This is a genomic window from Clostridium sp. AWRP (genome assembly GCF_004006395.2).
Lineage (GTDB): Bacteria > Bacillota > Clostridia > Clostridiales > Clostridiaceae > Clostridium_B.
This window is the reverse complement of record NZ_CP029758.2, coordinates 2,855,965-2,875,282: the sequence shown is the minus strand read 5'-3', so window position 1 is coordinate 2,875,282 and position 19,318 is coordinate 2,855,965. Positions and strand designations below refer to the sequence as shown.

General features: G+C 31.6%; 15 protein-coding genes. 13 read left to right on the top strand and 2 right to left on the bottom strand.

All coding sequences use genetic code 11. The annotated features are described in order from the left end of the window. Positions 1-23: 23 nt before the first annotated feature. The 4 genes from DMR38_RS13070 to DMR38_RS13055 all read left to right on the top strand — a co-directional run bounded on the left by DMR38_RS13070 (position 24) and on the right by DMR38_RS13055 (position 4,280). A complete protein-coding gene (locus tag DMR38_RS13070; RefSeq protein ID WP_127721734.1) occupies positions 24-422 on the top strand; it encodes a biotin/lipoyl-containing protein in 399 nt (132 codons plus the stop codon). Between the two features lie 18 nt (positions 423-440). Then, positions 441-1,592, top strand: a complete 1,152-nt coding sequence (locus DMR38_RS13065; RefSeq protein ID WP_127721733.1) for a sodium ion-translocating decarboxylase subunit beta — start codon at positions 441-443, stop codon at positions 1,590-1,592. Between the two features lie 159 nt (positions 1,593-1,751). Further along, complete coding sequence (locus tag DMR38_RS13060) at positions 1,752-2,855, top strand: PrpR N-terminal domain-containing protein (RefSeq protein WP_243124294.1); 1,104 nt, start codon at positions 1,752-1,754, stop codon at positions 2,853-2,855. A 198-nt stretch (positions 2,856-3,053) separates the two neighbouring features. Further along, entirely contained in the window at positions 3,054-4,280 is a 1,227-nt protein-coding gene (locus DMR38_RS13055) for an IS256 family transposase (RefSeq protein WP_127720047.1), read from the top strand. A 210-nt stretch (positions 4,281-4,490) separates the two neighbouring features. Here DMR38_RS13055 and DMR38_RS13050 read toward each other — a convergent pair whose 3' ends face one another. Continuing rightward, positions 4,491-4,787 (bottom strand): hypothetical protein, encoded by a 297-nt coding sequence (locus tag DMR38_RS13050; protein WP_127721732.1) that lies wholly within the window; start codon positions 4,785-4,787, stop codon positions 4,491-4,493. 368 nt (positions 4,788-5,155) lie between these two features. On the opposite strand from DMR38_RS13050, the gene DMR38_RS13045 reads away from it, so the two are divergent. From DMR38_RS13045 to carB, 7 genes are all read left to right on the top strand, one after another. Then, positions 5,156-5,614: a hypothetical protein gene (locus tag DMR38_RS13045; protein WP_127721731.1), complete on the top strand. Its 459-nt coding sequence runs from the start codon at positions 5,156-5,158 to the stop codon at positions 5,612-5,614. A 50-nt stretch (positions 5,615-5,664) separates the two neighbouring features. After that, entirely contained in the window at positions 5,665-7,833 is a 2,169-nt protein-coding gene (gene recQ / locus DMR38_RS13040) for a DNA helicase RecQ (protein ID WP_127721730.1), read from the top strand. A 48-nt stretch (positions 7,834-7,881) separates the two neighbouring features. Continuing rightward, the gene (locus DMR38_RS13035) at positions 7,882-8,505 is read left to right on the top strand and encodes a class I SAM-dependent methyltransferase (protein ID WP_127721729.1); all 624 of its coding nucleotides are present in this window, start codon (positions 7,882-7,884) and stop codon (positions 8,503-8,505) included. Positions 8,506-8,551: 46 nt separating this feature from the next. Next, entirely contained in the window at positions 8,552-9,454 is a 903-nt protein-coding gene (locus DMR38_RS13030; RefSeq protein ID WP_127721728.1) for a fumarylacetoacetate hydrolase family protein, read from the top strand. A gap of 292 nt (positions 9,455-9,746) precedes the next feature. Beyond that, the gene (argF, locus tag DMR38_RS13025) at positions 9,747-10,748 is read left to right on the top strand and encodes an ornithine carbamoyltransferase (RefSeq protein ID WP_127721727.1); all 1,002 of its coding nucleotides are present in this window, start codon (positions 9,747-9,749) and stop codon (positions 10,746-10,748) included. 14 nt (positions 10,749-10,762) lie between these two features. Then, complete coding sequence (gene carA, locus DMR38_RS13020; protein ID WP_127721726.1) at positions 10,763-11,827, top strand: glutamine-hydrolyzing carbamoyl-phosphate synthase small subunit; 1,065 nt, start codon at positions 10,763-10,765, stop codon at positions 11,825-11,827. 95 nt (positions 11,828-11,922) lie between these two features. Then, the gene (gene carB / locus DMR38_RS13015; protein WP_127721725.1) at positions 11,923-15,129 is read left to right on the top strand and encodes a carbamoyl-phosphate synthase (glutamine-hydrolyzing) large subunit; all 3,207 of its coding nucleotides are present in this window, start codon (positions 11,923-11,925) and stop codon (positions 15,127-15,129) included. A gap of 548 nt (positions 15,130-15,677) precedes the next feature. Here carB and DMR38_RS13010 read toward each other — a convergent pair. Continuing rightward, positions 15,678-16,814, bottom strand: coding sequence for an aldo/keto reductase (locus DMR38_RS13010; protein ID WP_127721724.1), 1,137 nt, complete (start codon positions 16,812-16,814; stop codon positions 15,678-15,680). Between the two features lie 321 nt (positions 16,815-17,135). Between DMR38_RS13010 and DMR38_RS13005 the strand changes: the two genes are divergently transcribed. Further along, a complete protein-coding gene (locus DMR38_RS13005) occupies positions 17,136-18,041 on the top strand; it encodes a M15 family metallopeptidase (RefSeq protein ID WP_127721723.1) in 906 nt (301 codons plus the stop codon). Positions 18,042-18,165: 124 nt separating this feature from the next. Beyond that, the gene (locus tag DMR38_RS13000) at positions 18,166-19,263 is read left to right on the top strand and encodes an amidase domain-containing protein (protein WP_127721722.1); all 1,098 of its coding nucleotides are present in this window, start codon (positions 18,166-18,168) and stop codon (positions 19,261-19,263) included. Positions 19,264-19,318: the final 55 nt, after the last annotated feature.

The following is a 19,318-nucleotide window of genomic DNA, read 5'->3' as shown; positions in this document are numbered from 1 at the left end:
ATAAGGAATACAGGAGGAATAATATGAAATATATTGTAACGATTAACGAAAAAAGGTATGAAGTACAGGTTGAAAAGGGAGAGGCTAGCGCTGTACTTATGGATAATAATTTAGCTTCGAATATAAAACATAATGAAAAGGTTGAAGCTAGAGATGATGTGAGAAAGACTTCTGATTCTTTAAAGGTTGATCAAAACAAAGCTTCAGTTGAAGACACTATTAAAGCTCCAATACCCGGAGTAGTAGTTGATATTAAAGTTCAGGAAGGAGCTTCCGTAAAAAAAGGAGACATACTTTTTATAGTTGAAGCAATGAAAATGGAAAATGAAATAATGTCACCTAGAGATGCTGTAGTATCTAGGATCATGGTGTCAAGGGACAAATCTGTAGAATTAGGTGATGTTCTAGCTTATTTAAAGTAAGAGGGAGGGAGTATTTATATGTCATTTTCATTTACTGATACTATAATAAAGATATATAATCAATCTGGTTTTAATGCAATCACATGGCAGCAGCTTGTAATGCTTGCTGTTGCATGTGTACTTATATATTTAGCGATAGGAAAAAAATTCGAACCTTTGCTGCTTTTACCTATAGCGTTTGGTATGTTGTTGGCTAATTTGCCACTTGCTGGACTCATGGATCCACCTAAATCAGGTTCTACTGAACCAGGAGGACTTCTGTATTATCTATATATGGGAGTTAAGATGGGAATTTATCCGTCTCTAATATTTCTTGGAATAGGTGCTATGACAGATTTTGGACCTCTTATTGCAAATCCTTCTAGTCTATTCCTAGGAGCTGCTGCTCAACTTGGAATATATGTAGCATTTATAATTGCAATTGCTTTAGGTTTCTCTCCTAATGGAGCAGCTTCCATTGGAATTATTGGTGGTGCTGATGGACCAACAGCTATATATGTAACTACTAGACTTGCACCCGACCTATTGCCAGCAATAGCTATAGCGGCATATTCTTATATGGCTCTTATTCCACTTATTCAGCCACCTATAATGCGTTTGCTAACAACAAAAAAGGAACGAGAAATAAAGATGGATCAGTTAAGAGAAGTTACCAAGCTTGAAAAAATTGTGTTTCCTATAGGTGTAACAATTATAACAGTAATACTTCTTCCATCTGTAGCACCACTTATTGGAATGCTCATGATGGGTAACTTAATTAAAGAATCTGGAGTTGCGGATAGACTTTCAGACACAGTACAAAATGCACTTATGAATATAGTTACAATTTTTTTAGGAACTACAGTTGGAGCTACTGCTGTAGCAGAAAGATTTTTAAGACCTGAAACCTTAAAGATAATAGCTTTAGGACTCTTAGCATTTTGTTTCAGTACAGTTGGTGGAGTACTTTTAGGAAAGATAATGTGTTGGATTACAAAGGGAAAGATAAATCCGCTGATAGGATCAGCAGGTGTTTCTGCTGTGCCAATGGCTGCTAGAGTTTCTCAAGTAGAGGGACAAAAGGCAAATCCATCTAATTTTTTGCTTATGCATGCAATGGGACCTAATGTATCAGGTGTTATTGGTTCTGCGGTTGCAGCAGGCGTACTTTTAGCACTCTTTGGAAAGTAGTAATGTATATTAGCGGTCTACACATATAAATATGCGATCATCTGACAAGTCAGGCAGCCCATTCACCATCCTGTGCTTTGTAGTATATATAAATTTCTATGACTTAATAATAAAACAAAAACTCGCTCGAAGCCAGGTATTTTCATTATGTTTTGTGCCTTGAACGAAGCGAAAGGAATGGATATAAATATGAAAAATATAATGTTTGTTGCAGTATCGGAAAAAATGAAAGAAGTAGCTTTGCAAGTGAATTCTGACATGGGTTTAGATATTCCTGTTATAGTTAGTTCTATGGAAAAAAGCAGAGATATTGTAAAAAGCAATCCTAATATAAATGTTTTTATTAGTCGAGGCAAGACAGCAAAATTACTACAACAATTTTCTGGCAAAACTGTAGTTTACGTTACATGTTCAACCGGTGATATTCTAGAACCCATACAGAGGCTAACTGCTTATGGAATTGATAAAATTGCTGTAGTAGCATCACCATTTTTAATTGGTGAAGGTTTTTATGATTATAAAGTGGGAAACACGGAAATATATATTCGTCCCTATGAATTAGAAGAGTTGGATAAGTTAGTTTTTAAACTTGAAAAGCAAGGAATAAGAGGTGTTGTTGCTGGATCAACTGCAATTAGGGCAGCAAAAAAGTATGGTATGAAAGTTGAGCCGCTAGATACAAAAAAAGTTTCTATTAAACGGGCTATAGATGAAGCTATTGGAATTGTTAAATCAAAAGAAAATGAATATTTACAGGAGAAAAAAAGGGCTGAAGAGATTCGCCAATATGCTTCCAAATTATATTCAGCTATAGAACAATCTAATGCTGCTGTTGAAGAACTAGCTTCTTCTTCAGAGGAACTTGCTTCTATGAGTCAGGAAACTGCTAATATTATAACTAAAGCCTTCAAAGAAGTAAATAATACTTCATCAATATTGGAAATTATTCAGCAAGTGGCTAAGCGTACGAATTTGTTAGGTTTGAATGCCGCTATTGAGTCATCAAGAGCCGGCGAATATGGAAGAAGCTTTTCTATTGTTGCATCGGAAATTCGTAAATTATCTGCGGAAAGTAAGGTTTCTGCCAGCAAAATAGGTGCTATGCTGAATGGATTACGCAATTCTGTTGAATTTGTATTAAAAAATGTTGAACAAAGTAATGCTATTACACAGGAGCAAGCGCAGGCAAGCCAAAATATTGCTCATATGTTAGAAGAACTGAACAATGTCGGAGGCAAGCTAATAGATATGATGAAAAAATAAAATAGTTTTATAGCAGGTATACCAAGGTTGTTAAAATAAAGGAGGGAAGTATGTCTTTCCTTTATTTTGATATAATAAAATAAAAGAGAACGTACATAGATTTGTGTAAATCAAATCTATGTACGTTCTTTTTATGTATGTAGAACTGGTAATAGTGGTAATAATAAGTATAAATAATTTTTGAGAGGAGATCTAAATATGAATATACTGGAAGTACCAGACATTGATTTAAAAAAGGAATTAAAGAAGTGTAATAGTATGGAGGACTTAGTAGGTAAAAATGGACTTATGCAAAGGTTATTTGGAGGCATAATACAGCAGTTTTTAGAAGCAGAAATGGAAGAACACCTCGGAAGAGAAAAATATACAAGGCTGTCTGACGAAGATAAAAACTATAGAAATGGATATAGTTCTAAAAATATTAGGACCAGTTTTGGCCCGGTTAAAGTAGATGTACCAAGGGATAGAAAGTCTGAGTTCGAACCTAAGATAGTCAAGAAATATGAAACTGTTTGCAACGAACTTGATAAGAAAGTTATAGGTTTATATGCACGTGGTATGTCTGTAGATGATATAAAATCAGAGATAGATGAACTTTACGGAGTAGATATATCCCCTGCAATGATATCCAAAATTACAGATAAGGTTATGGATACAGCCCTAGCATGGCAAAATAGAGCTCTTGATCCAATGTATCCTATAGTATATATGGATGCCTTGTATTTTAAAGTCAGAGATGAACATAGAATTGTAAATAAAGCTGCCTATGTTTGTATGGCACTTGATGTAAAAGGCCATAAAGACATACTTGGAATATGGGTTGGCGAACAGGAAGGAGCAAAATACTGGTTATCTGTATGCAATGATCTTAAAAACAGGGGTGTTAAAGATATTTTAATAGCCTGTATGGACGGACTTAAAGGGCTTCCAGATGCAATCAAAGTAGTTTTTCCTGAAGTTAACATACAGAATTGTATAATACACCAGATAAGAAATTCTATAAAATATATACCTTCAAAGAATGTTAAGGCTTTTATGAAGGATTTAAAAGAAGTATATAAGGCAGTTAATGAAACAATGGCAAGTCAGGCATTACAATCACTGAATGATAAATGGGGAGATAAGTATCCTATAGTTATACAGTCATGGCAAAATAACTGGGAAAATCTATCTACATATTTTGATTTCCCTCAAGATATAAGAAAAATAATATATACAACTAATGCTCTGGAAGGTTTCAACAGACAACTTAGGAAATTCACTAAGGTAAGGACGGTATTTCCTACAGACGATTCCCTTCTAAAAGCTCTATACCTGGCAACCGAGCAGATAATGCTTAAATGGACGGCACCTTCTTCAAACTGGGCAAATACACTGGCTCAATTAACCATAATGTTTAAAGATAGAATAGAGCCATATATATAAAGATAAAGCCTGTACTATTTTGTATAAAGATGAATAATAATAGTATTATTGCTAACAATACTATTATTAGAAAGCTAAATCACACTATTATTAGTTATTTCCTAAAAAATAAAAATTACTACAGGAATTTAATCCTATAGTAATTTCCAAATAAATTTTATCCCGTCTATTCTATTTTACACAAATCTATGGATGCTCCCAAATAAAGTATTAATGTTGTCTTTTGGATATAATGTTCTGGAGATTTTTTATAAGTTTTTCCTTTTTTGTTATGGAAGTTTTTAAATTATTAATTTGTCTTTCGAAAGAGACATTTTTATTTTGCATAATATTTAATCTATCCTTTAAATCTTTTACTTCCCTCAATTTTTCATCTAATATAGGTTTATATGCAGTATCAATAGTTTTTTTCTTATCAAAAAATAAATTCAAATTTCGCATACCAAAAATAATTGACTTTTCAATTCTTTTTAGATATTTTAATATTAAGGTATATACTTTATCCATTTTAGACACCTCTATATAATTTTATAAAATTATAAGCTATAGAGCAATAGCTATATATTAACTCAACTTTTGCAGTTTTAAAATATTACGACCTAAATGGATTCACAATTCACAGTTCACAATGCACAATTTTGGTAGATTTTTCTCCGCTGTGCTGCGAAAAATTTTAAATTTAAAGCTTATTGAAGCTTTGCTTCAATGGTGCTATATTTTAGATTTTCTGAAGTTTTAACGGAAAAAAATTATCCTTAATTGTGAACTGTGCATCGTGCATTGTGAATTAATTGCTTCGCAATATTCTTATATTAGTCGCTAATTTCATATGTGTGAGAGTTGAGATATTAGCAAATTGGAAAAGAGGAATGTATGTGAATGAAAATGAGAATATGCTGCATAAATTTATAAAAAACTATACTGAAAATAAACAAAATAGAGCCGGAAATTTAGAAACAAAAAAAGAAAAGTTAGAAATTCAATTAAGGAAGGAAGAAGAAAAATTAGATAAACTTTCAGCTATTAAGAAGGAACTTATTTCAAAGGAAAAATCTTATGATGAAGTTTACGCCTATCTTTTGCAAATATTGAAATCAAGGGGTATACTATTTGATATTCCAAGAAGTGCAGTAGAAATTGAAGAATGGGATAATTTGTATATAAAAAGGAAACAGGGAGTATACAGTCTGATAGATAAAAATCAACAGGTTGTATACTCTATAGATGAAAAGTACTATGATTCTATAGAACATATAGTTACTAATTACAAGTATAGTGCAGTTGTAGTAAGAAAGGATGCTTATTTTTTAAAAGTGCAAATCAGAATATTATAATATCTCTATGCTATAATGAAAATATAGATTATGTTACAGGGGTGAAATCATTGCTTAGTAGTGCTTTGGAAATTCTACATAAATATTATGGGTATAGTGACTTTAGAAAGGATCAAGGAAAAGTAATTGAAAGTATACTAAAGGGGAAGGATACTCTAGCTGTAATGCCCACTGGAGGAGGTAAATCCATATGTTATCAGATACCCGCAGTGCTATTTGATGGGGTAACAGTTGTAATATCTCCACTTATTTCACTTATGAAAGATCAAGTAGATAACATAAAGGATTTAGGAATAGGAGCGGCTTATATAAATAGTTCTATTTCACACCAGGATATTTTGTATATATGTGAAAGCTTAACTGCAGGAAATATAAAAATTTTATATGTGGCTCCAGAAAGATTGGAGTCTTCTGAATTCTGCCAGATTATAAAAAGAATAGATGTGTCTCAAGTAGCAGTAGATGAAGCACACTGTGTTTCTCAGTGGGGACATGATTTTAGAACTAGCTATACATATATATGGAGATTTATAGAAAACCTTTCTAAGAGACCTGTAGTTACAGCTTTTACAGCTACAGCTACTAGAGAGGTTAGAGAAGATATTGTAAAGCAAATAAAGCTGAATAAACCTGAGGTTTTCATATCTGGTTTTGATAGAGAAAATTTGAAAATTGGATGTTTGAAAATTGGAAATAGGCTAGGGTATATGCTAAAATACATAAAAACTAATGAAGAACAATCTGGAATAGTATATGCAGCTACTAGAAAAGAAGTGGATAGCATATATGAAAAACTTAAGGAAAATAATATAGCTGTTACTAGATATCATGCTGGTCTTTCTGATAAAGAGAGAAAAAATAATCAAGAGGATTTCGTATATGACAGGGTAAATGTAATAGTTGCGACAAATGCCTTTGGAATGGGTATTGATAAGTCAAATGTAAGATATGTTATTCATTACAATATGCCTAAGAACATAGAAAGCTATTATCAAGAAATAGGTAGGGCAGGTCGTGATGGAGAGAAGAGCGACTGCATTTTAATGTTTGCTCCTCAAGATGTTATTACTCAAAAATATCTTATTGAAACAAGTATTCAATCTCCTGAAAGAAGATTAAATGAATATAAAAAACTTCAACAAATGATAGATTTTGTACATTACAATGGATGTTTACGAAAATATATATTAAATTATTTTGGAGAACAGGTGGACTATGAAGAATGTGGAAACTGCAGTAATTGTGTAAGTGAAGGAGAATATGTAGATAAAACTATAGATTGCCAAAAAGTACTTTCTTGTATATATAGAATGAAAAGAGAATTTGGAGTAAATATGATAGTAGATGTACTCAGAGGTTCTTCACAGAGAAAAGTGATTCAGTATGGATTTGATAAGTTGTCTACTCACGGCATAATGAAAAATTATTCAAAGGAAGAACTTTCAAATTTCATAAATACACTTATAGCTCATGGGTACATTTCATTAAAAGAGGGAGAATATCCTACTGTGGTATTGAATTCTAGATCCATAAAGGTTCTAAAAGGAGAAGAAAAAGTAACCTTAAAGGAAATAGTTAAAGCTAAAAAGATTACTTTAAATAATGATTTGTTTGAAATTTTGAGAGTTTTAAGGAGGGAAATAGCAGGCGAGGAATCCATACCTCCTTATTTGATATTCCCGGATACTACGCTAAAGGAACTTAGCAGTAGGTGTCCTGTAAATTTTGAGCAGATGATGGATGTATCTGGTGTAGGTCAATTGAAATTAGAGAAATATGGTGAAAGATTTTTAGAAGCTATAAAAAACTATTTGGATGAGAGTAAAATTAAACCACAGTGGATTTTTAAAAATGAGTTAAAAAACGATAAAAATGGGAAAAACGACAAAAATTTAAAGCTAAAAACTTATGAAATAACGGCAGAGATGATTAAAGAGCACAAAGACCTTGAACAAATAGCAAAAGACAGGCAAATTACTGTATCTACGGTACTTTCACATATAACAAAGTATGCAGAAGAAAAGGGTGCTTTAAATTTAAATATAAATTTTGGTGGAATATTTACAGATGAAGAAGAAAATCAAATTTTAAAAGTTACGAAACGGGTAGGAATATCAAAATTGAAACCTATAAAAGAGAAACTTTCTGAAGATATAAGTTATGATAAGATAAAGGCGGTTATATTAAAAGACTATATTTTAATAGATAAAAATGCATAAGGAGGCGAAATGCTGTTTGAAAATAAAATTTAAAGCAGCAAGTATATTATGAGTGAACTTTCTAGAAGATTAAATCAGTGTAGAAAACCTGCAGGGGAAGTAGGAAAATTTATAGCTAATTCTATGAATGAAGACCACTTTGAAGTTACTACCTGGGGGCTAGATAAAATTTCTATTAAGGAAGATGATACTATTTTGGATATTGGCTGTGGAGGTGGAAGAACTATAAACAGATTAGCTAATATAGCCAAAAAGGGAAAGGTCATAGGGGTAGATTATTCTATTGATTGTGTTAACTGGTCCAAAGAATTTAATAAAGAGTTTATAGATGAAAAAAAAGTGGAGATATATAATGCAAATGTAGAAAAACTCCCTTTTGAAGATGATAAATTTAATGTAGTAACTGCAGTTGAAACAATATATTTTTGGCCTGATTTATTAAAAAGCTTTAAAGAAGTTAAAAGAGTTTTAAAATCAAATGGAACTTTTACAGTAATAAATGCCATGTACATAAGTGATAAATTTAAAGATAGAAATGACGAATATATGGATAAAATGACTATGCACACCCCGGAACAGTTAAAGCAGCTTTTTGTAGATGCAGGTTATGAAGATGTATCTATATGTGTATGTGAGGAAAATAACTGGATGTGCTGCAGCGGAAGGGCATAATATAAGTTCAACTAAGATTGATTTAATATGAGTGGGAGATGTTAATATGAAGTTTTTAACATATCTGTATAAAGAAAAAGAATCCATAGGAATTTTAAAGAACAACTCTGTCATAGATTTTGATAATGTATTTAAAAATATAGGAGAAAAAAATCCACCTAAAACTATGCTGGAACTTATAGATTATCTGGACGATTGTAAATTGAATATAATTAAAGAGTGCATAGATAAGAAAGGTATAGAAACTATATCAATAGATAATATTAAAATTGAAGCTCCTATACCATATCCAAGGAGAAATGTTTTTTGTCTTGGAAAAAATTATGCAGAACATGCTAGGGAAATAAAAATTACTAGAATAGCTGGAAATGGTATTCCAGAGGTACCAATTTATTTTACAAAGGCAGCATCACCAGCTGTGGGAACGACCGACAATATTGAATTTTCTAGAGAAGTTACAAATCAAGTAGATTATGAGGTTGAACTTGCAGTTATAATAGGCAAAGATGGTAAAAATATAAAAAAAGAGGATGCTGAAGAGTATATTTTTGGGTATACTATAATAAATGATGTATCTGCAAGAGATCTTCAAGGAAAACATATACAGTGGTTTAAGGGAAAAAGTTTGGATACATTCTGTCCTATGGGACCTTACATAGTTCATAAAACTGAAGTACCATTTCCCGTTAATTTGGATATAAGTTGCACTATAAATGGAGAGGTAAGGCAAAAATCTAATACAAAGAATTTAATTTTTGATATACCTTATATAATAAGTGATTTGTCTAAAGGTATTACATTAAAAACTGGTGATATTATATCAACAGGCACACCAAGTGGGGTTGGAATGGGATTTACACCAATTAAAGTGTTAAAACAAGGTGATATAGTTGAATGTAGTATTGAAAAAATAGGAACTTTGGTAAATAAGGTAGTAGAACTTCATTAGTGCATTAAAAATAAAAAGATTGTATGCATACAAAATGTATAAATTACTTTAGATTTAAAAAATCTTCAATAGTTATTTTCTATTGAAGATTTTTTTAACTTTGTATTTTAAGGTATTTCAAATCAATACAAAACAAAAAATTTTTAAATTTATATTGAATTATTATTAATATAAATGTATAATTATAAAATATCAATAAATTAGTATGAAGATATTTCTAATGTCTAAAGTAAAGTTTAAGGAAATATTTGTTTCCTATATTTATAAAAAATGCTTTTAAGGGGGAAGAAAAATGATAGATTTAAAGGGTAAAAGTTTTTTAACATTAAAAGATTTTACAAAGGAAGAGATAAAGTATTTTATTGATCTTGCAAAGAAGTTAAAGAAAGAAAAATATAGTGGAACGGAAAAAAAGAGATTGCAAGGGAAAAATATTGCCCTTATATTTGAAAAAGATTCCCTGAGAACAAGATGTTCCTTTGAGGTCAGTGCTTACGATGAGGGTGCAAATGTAGTTTATATAGGTGCCCAGGGAAGTCATATGGGTAAAAAAGAATCTGTGAAAGATACGGCTAGAGTAATGGGAAGGATGTTTCATGGTATAGAATATAGGGGATTTTCTCAAAGAGATATGGAGGTACTGGCAGAATATTCAAAAGCACCTGTATGGAATGGACTTTCAGATGAAGATCATCCAACTCAGGTGTTAGCGGACTTTCTGACTATAGAAGAACACATAGATAAACCATTAAAAGATGTAAATTTTGTTTACATTGGAGATGGAAGAAATAATATGGCAAATGCCCTTATGATAGGTGCTTCAAAAGTTGGAATGAACTTTAAAATAGCAGCGCCTAAAGAGCTTTTCACGGAAGATGATCTAGTTAAAGAGTGTAAAAAGGTAGCCGGGGAAAGTGGAGGCACTATTACAATTACTGAGGATTTGTATAAAGCTGTAGAAGGGGCAGATGTCCTTTATACTGATGTATGGCTTTCCATGGGAGAGGAAAAAGAACTTTGGAAAAAGAGAATAGAAACTTTAATGCCATATCAAATAAATAGCAAGCTTATAGAGGCTTGTAAAAATAAAAATGTTAAGTTTATGCATTGTCTCCCAGCTTTTCATAATACGGAAACTAAAGTAGGGGAAGAAATATATAAAAAGTTTGGATATGAAGCACTAGAGGTAACTGAAGAAGTATTTGAGGGACCTAATTCTATAGTGTTTGATGAAGCTGAAAACAGGCTTCATACTATAAAGGCTGTTATGGTGGCAACTTTAAGTAATATTTAGAAAGAAGGAATAAAATGAATTCCATATTGTATTTAGAAGATGGAACTGTATTTATGGGAAAAGCCATAGGATACAAAGCAATAACGGCAGGAGAGTTGGTTTTTAATACCTCTATGACAGGATATCAAGAAATACTTACGGATCCATCCTATAGGGGACAGATAATAACAATGTGTTACCCTTATATTGGTAATTACGGGATTAACTATAACTTTAGTCAATCTGGTGAGATACAGGCTAAAGGTATGGTAATAAAAAATATGTATAATAATACATCACACTATTTGAGTGAAAATAGTTTTGAAAATTTTTTAAAGGAAAATAAAGTTGTAGGTATAAGTGGTATAGATACACGGAGTATAACCAAAAAGATAAGATCAAGTGGAACTATGAAATGTGTAATATGCAGTGAAAATGAATCTATAAGTGAAATAAAAAGAATGCTAAATTGTTATGAAAATAAAAATTTAGTATCTCAGGTAAGTACAAACTCCATAAAGCATATTTCAGGAAATGGACCTAAAGTTGCACTTTTAGATTTTGGAAGCAAAAAGAACATTATTGAAAATTTGAAGGATAGAGACTGTGATATAACAATATTTCCTTACAATACTTCTTATGAAAGTATAATGAGTATAAATCCTAAAGGTATACTTCTAAGTAATGGCCCTGGAGATCCTAAGAATTTAGGAGAGATAATGGGTACTATAAAAAAGTTAATAGGTAATTTACCTATATTCGGAATATGTCTTGGACACCAATTATTATCACTTGCACTTGGAGGAGATACCTATAAGATGAAGTTTGGTCATAGAGGTGGAAATCATGGTGTATATGATAAAGATATAGATAAAGCTTTTATAACATCTCAAAATCATGGCTATGCAGTTAAAAGAGAAAGTTTAAATAAAGACAGTATTGAAGTAACTCATTTTAATTTAAATGACCATACGGTAGAGGGAATTAAACATAAAACGTTACCTATATTTTCAGCACAATTTCACCCTGAAGGCTCTCCAGGACCTACTGATACGGGCTATTTATTTGATAAATTTTTGAGATTAATGACTTTAGTATAAATAAGGCATTTTTAAAGAAATAATAACTAGTCAGTATGCTAGCCTATTTTGACTTGCTATTTTCTTTCAAATGCCTAACAAGGAGAAGTGATATAATGCCGTTAAGAGAAAACTTGAAAAAGGTTTTGATAATAGGATCGGGTCCTATAATAATAGGTCAGGCTGCGGAATTTGATTACTCGGGAACACAGGCCTGCGAGGCTATAAAAAAAGAGGGAATACAAACTGTTCTGGTAAATAGTAATCCTGCTACTATAATGACTGATAAAAATATTGCAGACAAGACCTATATAGAACCTTTAACTGTTGAATCACTAGAGGCAATAATAGGAAGAGAAAAACCAGATGGGGTTTTAGCTGGATTTGGTGGACAGACTGCCTTGAATTTGGCCATGGAGCTTAATGAAATTGGGGTATTTAAAAAATACAATGTAGAACTTCTTGGAATAAAAACTGAATCCATAAAGAATGCGGAAGATAGGGAAAGCTTTAAAAATCTAATGAACGAGATAGATGAACCTATAGCTATAAGTGAAATTGCTACAAATCTAGAAGAATGCAAAAAGTTTTTAGATAAAGTCAGCCTTCCAATTATAATAAGACCTGCATATACCTTAGGAGGAACCGGAGGCGGTATTGCAAGTACTTATGAGGAATATATGGAAATATGTGAAAATGGATTGGAAGAGAGTCCTATAAATCAAATACTTCTTGAGCAAAGTTTAGCTGGGTGGAAAGAATTAGAATATGAAATAATGAGAGATAAAAAGGACAACTGCATGGTAGTTTGTAATATGGAAAATTTGGACCCTGTGGGAATACACACAGGAGACAGCATAGTGGTAGCTCCATCTCAGACACTTAATGATAGAGAGTACCAGATGCTTAGAAGATCTGCTATAAAGATAATAAGGACCTTAAAAATAGAAGGTGGATGTAATATTCAATTTGCATTAGATCCTAATAGTAATAGGTACATGGTTATAGAAGTAAACCCTAGAGTAAGCAGATCTAGTGCACTGGCCTCAAAAGCAGCAGGATATCCTATAGCTAAAATTGCAGCTAAAATTGCCCTTGGATATACTTTAGATGAACTTAAAAATTATGTTACAGGAAATTCCAGTGCACTGTTTGAACCGGCTCTAGATTATTGTGTAGTTAAAATGCCTAAGTGGCCTTTTGATAAATTTAAAACTGCAAACAGGACTTTAAAAACTCAGATGAAAGCTACAGGAGAAGTTATGGCTATAGATAGGAGTTTTGAAAGTGCTCTTTTAAAAGCAGTTATAAGTTTAGAAGGAAAAATAATAGGACTGAAATTAGATAAATTTGAAAATATGAGCAAAGATGAAATAATAGCAAAGATAAATAACCAGGATGATGAAAGACTTTTTGCTTTAGCAGAAGCTCTTAGAAAAGGAATGACTATAGATGAGCTTCATGAATTAACCAAAATAGATGAATGGTTCTTAGGTGGAATAGAAAATATAGTGAATATGGAAAATGAATTGACAAGCAATGTGCCAAATGTTGAAACTATTCAAAAAGCTGAAATCATGGGATTTACAGATGAATATATTTGCAAATTAATAGGTATGAAATTAGAAGATTTAAAGAAACTTAGAGAAGTAAATGGCATAAAATCTGTTTATAAAATGGTAGATACCTGCAGCGGGGAGTTTGAAGCAAAAACCTCTTACTATTATTCTTGTTATGATTTAGAAAGTGACAATGTTGTTTCAGATAATAAGAAAATACTTGTAATAGGTTCAGGACCTATTAGAATAGGACAGGGAATAGAGTTCGATTACTGCTGTGTTAATGGTGTGTGGGCTATAAAAAAAGCAGGTTATGAAGCTGTTATAATAAATAATAATCCAGAGACAGTAAGTACTGATTTTGATATTTCAGATAAGTTGTATTTTGAGCCCCTTTATATAGATGACGTTATGAATGTAATAAATGAGGAAAAAGTGGATGGAGTTATAGTACAATTTGGAGGACAGACTGCACTTAATCTATCTAAAAAGTTAAATGACAGAGGAGTAAATTTACTTGGCACATCCTTTGAATCTATAGATTTGGCAGAAGACAGGGAAAAATTTAGAGTACTTCTTAAAGAACTTGACATAAATTCACCTGTAGGTGGATCTGTAACAAGCCTTGAAGAAGCAGATAACTTAGTAGCTGAAATAGGTTATCCTGTTATTGTTAGACCATCTTATGTAATAGGTGGTAGGGCTATGAAGGTTGTCTACAATTATGAAGAGCTCTGTAAATATTTAAAAGATGCCGTAAATTTATCTAAGGAACATCCTGTTCTTGTAGATAAATATATAGTGGGAAAAGAAATAGAAGTAGATGCCATATCAGATGGTAAAGATTTAATAATTCCTGGAATAATGGAGCATATAGAGAAAACAGGGGTACATTCTGGGGACAGTATAGCGGTATATCCAGCATCAGATTTACCAGAGAATGTGCTTAAAAAAATAGAAGATTATACAGTAAAGATTGCCAAGAAGTTGAATGTTAAAGGACTTTTAAATGTTCAATATGCTTTTGACGGAGATAAGGTGTATGTAATAGAAGTAAATCCAAGAGCATCGAGAACTGTACCTATTTTGAGTAAAGTTACTAATATTCCAATGGTAGAAATAGCTGTAGGAGTTATGTTAGGTAAAAAAATAAAAGATTTTCACTATAAACAGGATATGTATAAGTACAGCAATATTTACGCAGTTAAAATGCCTATATTCTCCAATAAAAAGTTATCTGGAGTGGAAGTAGCTCTTGGACCTGAGATGAAATCTACAGGAGAAGTCTTAGGAGTGGATTTTGATAAAGACAAGGCTATATATAAAGCATTTAAAGCTTCAGGAGTTAAGATACTGCAAGAAGGAAATCTTTATGTTTCTGTAAATGATATAGATAAAAAGGATTCACTAAATGTAATCAAAAAATATGGAGAACTTGGATTTAGTATAAGTGCATCCAGAGGAACTTATAAGTTCTTAAGTGAAAATGGAGTAAAATGCAGTGAGTTTGATTTAGATACTGCAGTGGAATATATAAAAGATAAGAAAATAGATATAGTTATAAATACAGCCACTCAAGGATATAACACTACAAGGCAAGGTTTTATACTCAGGCGTACAGCTTTAGCTCATGATAAAATAGTATTTACATGCTTGGATACAGCAAATGCCTACATTAATGCTATTTTGACAGAGAAAAATGAAGAAAATATAGAATACAGAACTATGGGTGAATATTTGCAGAAACCAGCACTTAGAAGTTAATAATTATATGGGGCTTACAGTTAGAGAGTTAACTTATACAATATTATATAATGACAAATTTCATCATCATAAAAACTTTTAATAAGTCTAAAGCTTAGCATTTTGAAAACCTAAAGGGACTTAGATAAACTCGTACCTCAGACATATCTAAGTCCCTAAGGTTTTCTAAAATACCAAGCTAAGACTTATTTATAAAAGTTTTTAAGTATGATTTCAATTTTGTCATTATATTTCATGTATAAGTTTAAGTCTCAATTAGAAATTCTACATATGGATATTCTAACTTAAGAATCAACTTATACGCAGTCATATTTTTACAATAATGAAGTTCTTTTAAATATTTTGCATATAAGCCTTAGTAAAAAATTCGTAAAAACTTAGAGCTTTTGAATTGTCTGAGGTATGAGTTTTCAAAAGTTCTTAGCTTTTTTAGAATTTTTTACTTAGACTTATCAAAATATTTAATGAACTGAAGGTTGTAAAAAATATCCGTAGTATAAGTTGATTCTTTGTTTAGAATTCATATATGGTAATGAAATTTGTCAGCATTAGTTCTCTTCGAAGGTAGACTTAACTTGCCTTAAAAGTACCCTGATTGGAAGATGCTGCGGGCAGTTATCTTCACATTTTCCGCAGTGTATGCAGGAAGATGCCTTTGATTTTTTTGGCATATTATTATACTTATTAAATATAGATTCTTTACTTTTATACATAAAGTAATTATTATACATAGAAAAAATATTTGGAATATCTAAATCTACCTTGCAAGGGGAACAGTACCCACAGCGGGTGCATTTTATTTTCATAAGGGCATTGAATTTTTCTTTTGCTTGTTCTATTAAATCCATGTCTTCCTCAGAAATTGAATTAGGAAAAGTTTTTGATGCTATAGATATATTTTCATTTACTTGTTCTAAAGAATTCATTCCACTTAGTAATACTGATACTTCAGGATGATTTAGTACCCAGCTTAAAGCCCAGTCAACCGGACTTTTTTTTACTTTTGATTTATTGAATATGTTGTTTATATCTTCTGGAAGATTACCAGATAAAAGTCCACCTTTTAAAGGTTCCATTACAACTACTGATAGACCTTTATCGGCTGCATATTCTAGTCCATCTATACCTGCCTGGTAATCCTCATCTAAATAATTAAATTGGATCTGGCAAAATTCCCAGGGAAATAGATTTATTATGTGTTTGAAAGCCATTAAATTATCATGAAAAGAAAAGCCTACGTGATTGATTTTACCGTCCTCTAGGGCTTTATTTAAAAACTTAAAAACACCCAGGTTTTCCAGCTTATCCATTCTGTCTTTGGTCATGGCATGGAGAAGGTAATAATCAATACAGTCTATGCCAAGCCTTTTTAATTGTTCATTCAAATATTTATCAAAATCTTCATATTTTTCTACTAGCCATACAGGCATTTTAGTTGCAATTCTAACTTTTTCTCTGTAACCATCTTTAAGTACTTTACCTACTAAAATTTCACTATTTCCGCCGTGGTAAGGATATGCTGTATCTAGATAATTTACACCATTATCAATTGCATGTCTTATGATTTTTAGTGCTTCTTTTTCATTAATTTTTGAAGAATCGTTGTTCATTATTGGAAGTCTCATGCATCCAAAACCTAAAGTAGATACTTTAAAACCATCTTTACAAAATTTCCTGTATTGCATAAAATATCCTCCTTAAAATATATTTATGTGCATAAACTCTATAATAAGTATAGTACAGTGATAGTTTAGTTCTGTCAACGCAGTAAAATCATGCTATAAAATTTCTTACTGTTAGAAGTTTGTCAGCCTATTTTTTACAGCCTCTATACGAATGCATAATATAAATCCATGAGCAACATAATATAAGTAGAGAACCCAAATCTTCGATTTGGTGTGAATCACTTACTCATTCGACTGATAAGGAGAAGGAGTTACCCAAATTAGAACCCAAATCTTCGATTTGGTGTGAATCTACTTACTTATTTATAAGGAGCCTATATTATGAAAAAGAAGATAATTATAGAAGCACTATTATTGATTTGCGTATGTGTAAGCCCTGTAAAGGCATTGACAGATGATTATTATACCACAATGAAACAGGATATTTTGTGTCTTATGATGGCCTACCCAGAATATATTACAGATTTGGAAAAAGGCAATGATGGAAAGGTATATGTACTTACAAAGTCCGGTAAAAAAATTTTATATGATGATAAGAGCAGCAAAAGTTTCCAACAAAAAATGTATGATACGGATCTACAGGACATGATGGAACAGTCCTATCCAATAGGCACTATAAATGGAGTAATGGAAAAGAATTTTGATCCTGGAAGAATTAGGACATATCCACTTTTAAAAGAAGTTTATGGCTGTGATAGAAAGTCTATAGAATCTAATCTTAAAATGGCTAATCTAGGATATAGGAGATTTCAATTTAATGGCAATAATAATGCCTCTAAATCTCTTGAAAATGCAGTAAAAGAGTTGTTGCCTATTTCTCAGACAAATCCAAAGGTTTCCAGGGCATTATTTCCTAGTAGTGGTACATTTAATTACAGATGTATTTCGGGAACTAGCTTACTAAGCCCACATTCTTTTGGAATAGCTATTGATCTTGCTAGAGATAGGAGAGATTATTGGAAATGGGTGACTAAAGAAGAAGGAGATAAGAGAATACAGGAATACCCAAAAGAAATTGTAGATGCATTTGAAAAAAATGGCTTTGTATGGGGTGGAAAGTGGAGTCATTTTGACATTCTGCATTTTGAATACAGGCCAGAAATAATTTTAAAATCAAGATATTTTGGACAAAAAAATAGTGACAGTAAATTTTGGTATTCACAGGCACCCCACAATAATAAATTGGTAAATGGATATATTCAAAAGATAGATGAAAAATTAAAGTAGTAATAAATATGAAACCTTGGGTGAAATTCACAGAGTGATTATTATTCTAATTGGGAATAATAACTATGCAAAGTATATGATAATTCTACGTAGTTAGTAAATTAATTATATGAGGAGTATGGTTATGAAAATTTCTCTAAAAAAAAGATTTCTCCAAATCATGGTTATCACTTTGTTCATATTTCTGATATGCCCGTTTTGTAGGCCTAAAGGTGAAGAAATTAGTACAAAAGAAGAGGTTGCAAATTCTATACAAGATATATTCCAAAACAGGAATAGAGCTATATTAAATGGAGATTTAAAATTAATAGAAGATAATTATGATAGAAGTACAAAATATGGGAAATGGGCTTATGAGCACGAAGAACAGAAGATGAAATATCTTAAAAATTGGGGGGAAAAGCAGGGAGTAAAGTTTACTGAAATTATGCCAGAGGTAATGATCAATAGAATTAGAGGTAAGGATGATAAGTATTCTGTAAACTTAATATGTTCCACAAAATATAGTTATATATATGAAGATGATCCAATAAAAGTTAATAGCTGTAAAATTGGTACTTCTCATGTTTTGAATATTTCAAAAAAAGGGAACAATTGGGTAATAAGTAAGGAGTGGTATAAAGATCCTTTTGCTGATTCTCTAAATTTAGGAAATTTAAAAGTTGACGCTATAAATCAATATATAAAATCTCAACAATCAAGAGATTTTTCTAATATGAACAATAGAAGAAAAGGAGCAGTAAAATATGCAGATAGGTACTGTGGAATAGCGTCGGATAAAGAGTATGGGTATAGCTACAATAGAAAGTATAGAAATTATAATTCACGGGGAGGAGATTGTGCAAATTTTGCATCGCAAATACTTCATGAAGGAGGTAAGTTTAGAAAAAATTCTGGCTGGAGTTATGATGGTTCTGGAGCCACTAGATCTTGGTTAAATGCAGATGGATTTAAGAGCTATATGATATACAGCGGAAGAGCTTCACTAGTAGCCCATGGAAGTTATGAAAAAGTATATAAAGCTTCTTATAAACTTTTGCCTGGAGATTTTGTAGCCTATGAAAAGAAAGGAGATATAACTCATATTTCAGTAGTAACAGGTGCGGATTCTAAAGGATATTCTCTTGTAAGCTGTCATAATACAGATAGAAATAGAGTACCTTGGGACCTTGGATGGAGTGATAAAAATATAAAGTTTTGGCTAGTTCATGTGAATTATTAGAGAAGCTGCTGTATAGTGAATAAATATTTATTATACAGCAGCTTCTCTTACTAAG

Bases quoted from the DNA above. Each gene is read 5' to 3' on its own strand.
- DMR38_RS13070 (WP_127721734.1), top strand. From the start codon at position 24: ATGAAATATATTGTAACGATTAACGAAAAAAGGTATGAAGTACAGGTT.
- DMR38_RS13065 (WP_127721733.1), top strand. From the start codon at position 441: ATGTCATTTTCATTTACTGATACTATAATAAAGATATATAATCAATCT.
- DMR38_RS13055 (WP_127720047.1), top strand. From the start codon at position 3,054: ATGAATATACTGGAAGTACCAGACATTGATTTAAAAAAGGAATTAAAG.
- DMR38_RS13050 (WP_127721732.1), bottom strand. From the start codon at position 4,787: ATGGATAAAGTATATACCTTAATATTAAAATATCTAAAAAGAATTGAA.
- DMR38_RS13035 (WP_127721729.1), top strand. From the start codon at position 7,882: ATGAGTGAACTTTCTAGAAGATTAAATCAGTGTAGAAAACCTGCAGGG.
- DMR38_RS13030 (WP_127721728.1), top strand. From the start codon at position 8,552: ATGAAGTTTTTAACATATCTGTATAAAGAAAAAGAATCCATAGGAATT.
- argF (WP_127721727.1), top strand. From the start codon at position 9,747: ATGATAGATTTAAAGGGTAAAAGTTTTTTAACATTAAAAGATTTTACA.
- carA (WP_127721726.1), top strand. From the start codon at position 10,763: ATGAATTCCATATTGTATTTAGAAGATGGAACTGTATTTATGGGAAAA.
- carB (WP_127721725.1), top strand. From the start codon at position 11,923: ATGCCGTTAAGAGAAAACTTGAAAAAGGTTTTGATAATAGGATCGGGT.
- DMR38_RS13010 (WP_127721724.1), bottom strand. From the start codon at position 16,814: ATGCAATACAGGAAATTTTGTAAAGATGGTTTTAAAGTATCTACTTTA.
- DMR38_RS13005 (WP_127721723.1), top strand. From the start codon at position 17,136: ATGAAAAAGAAGATAATTATAGAAGCACTATTATTGATTTGCGTATGT.
- DMR38_RS13000 (WP_127721722.1), top strand. From the start codon at position 18,166: ATGAAAATTTCTCTAAAAAAAAGATTTCTCCAAATCATGGTTATCACT.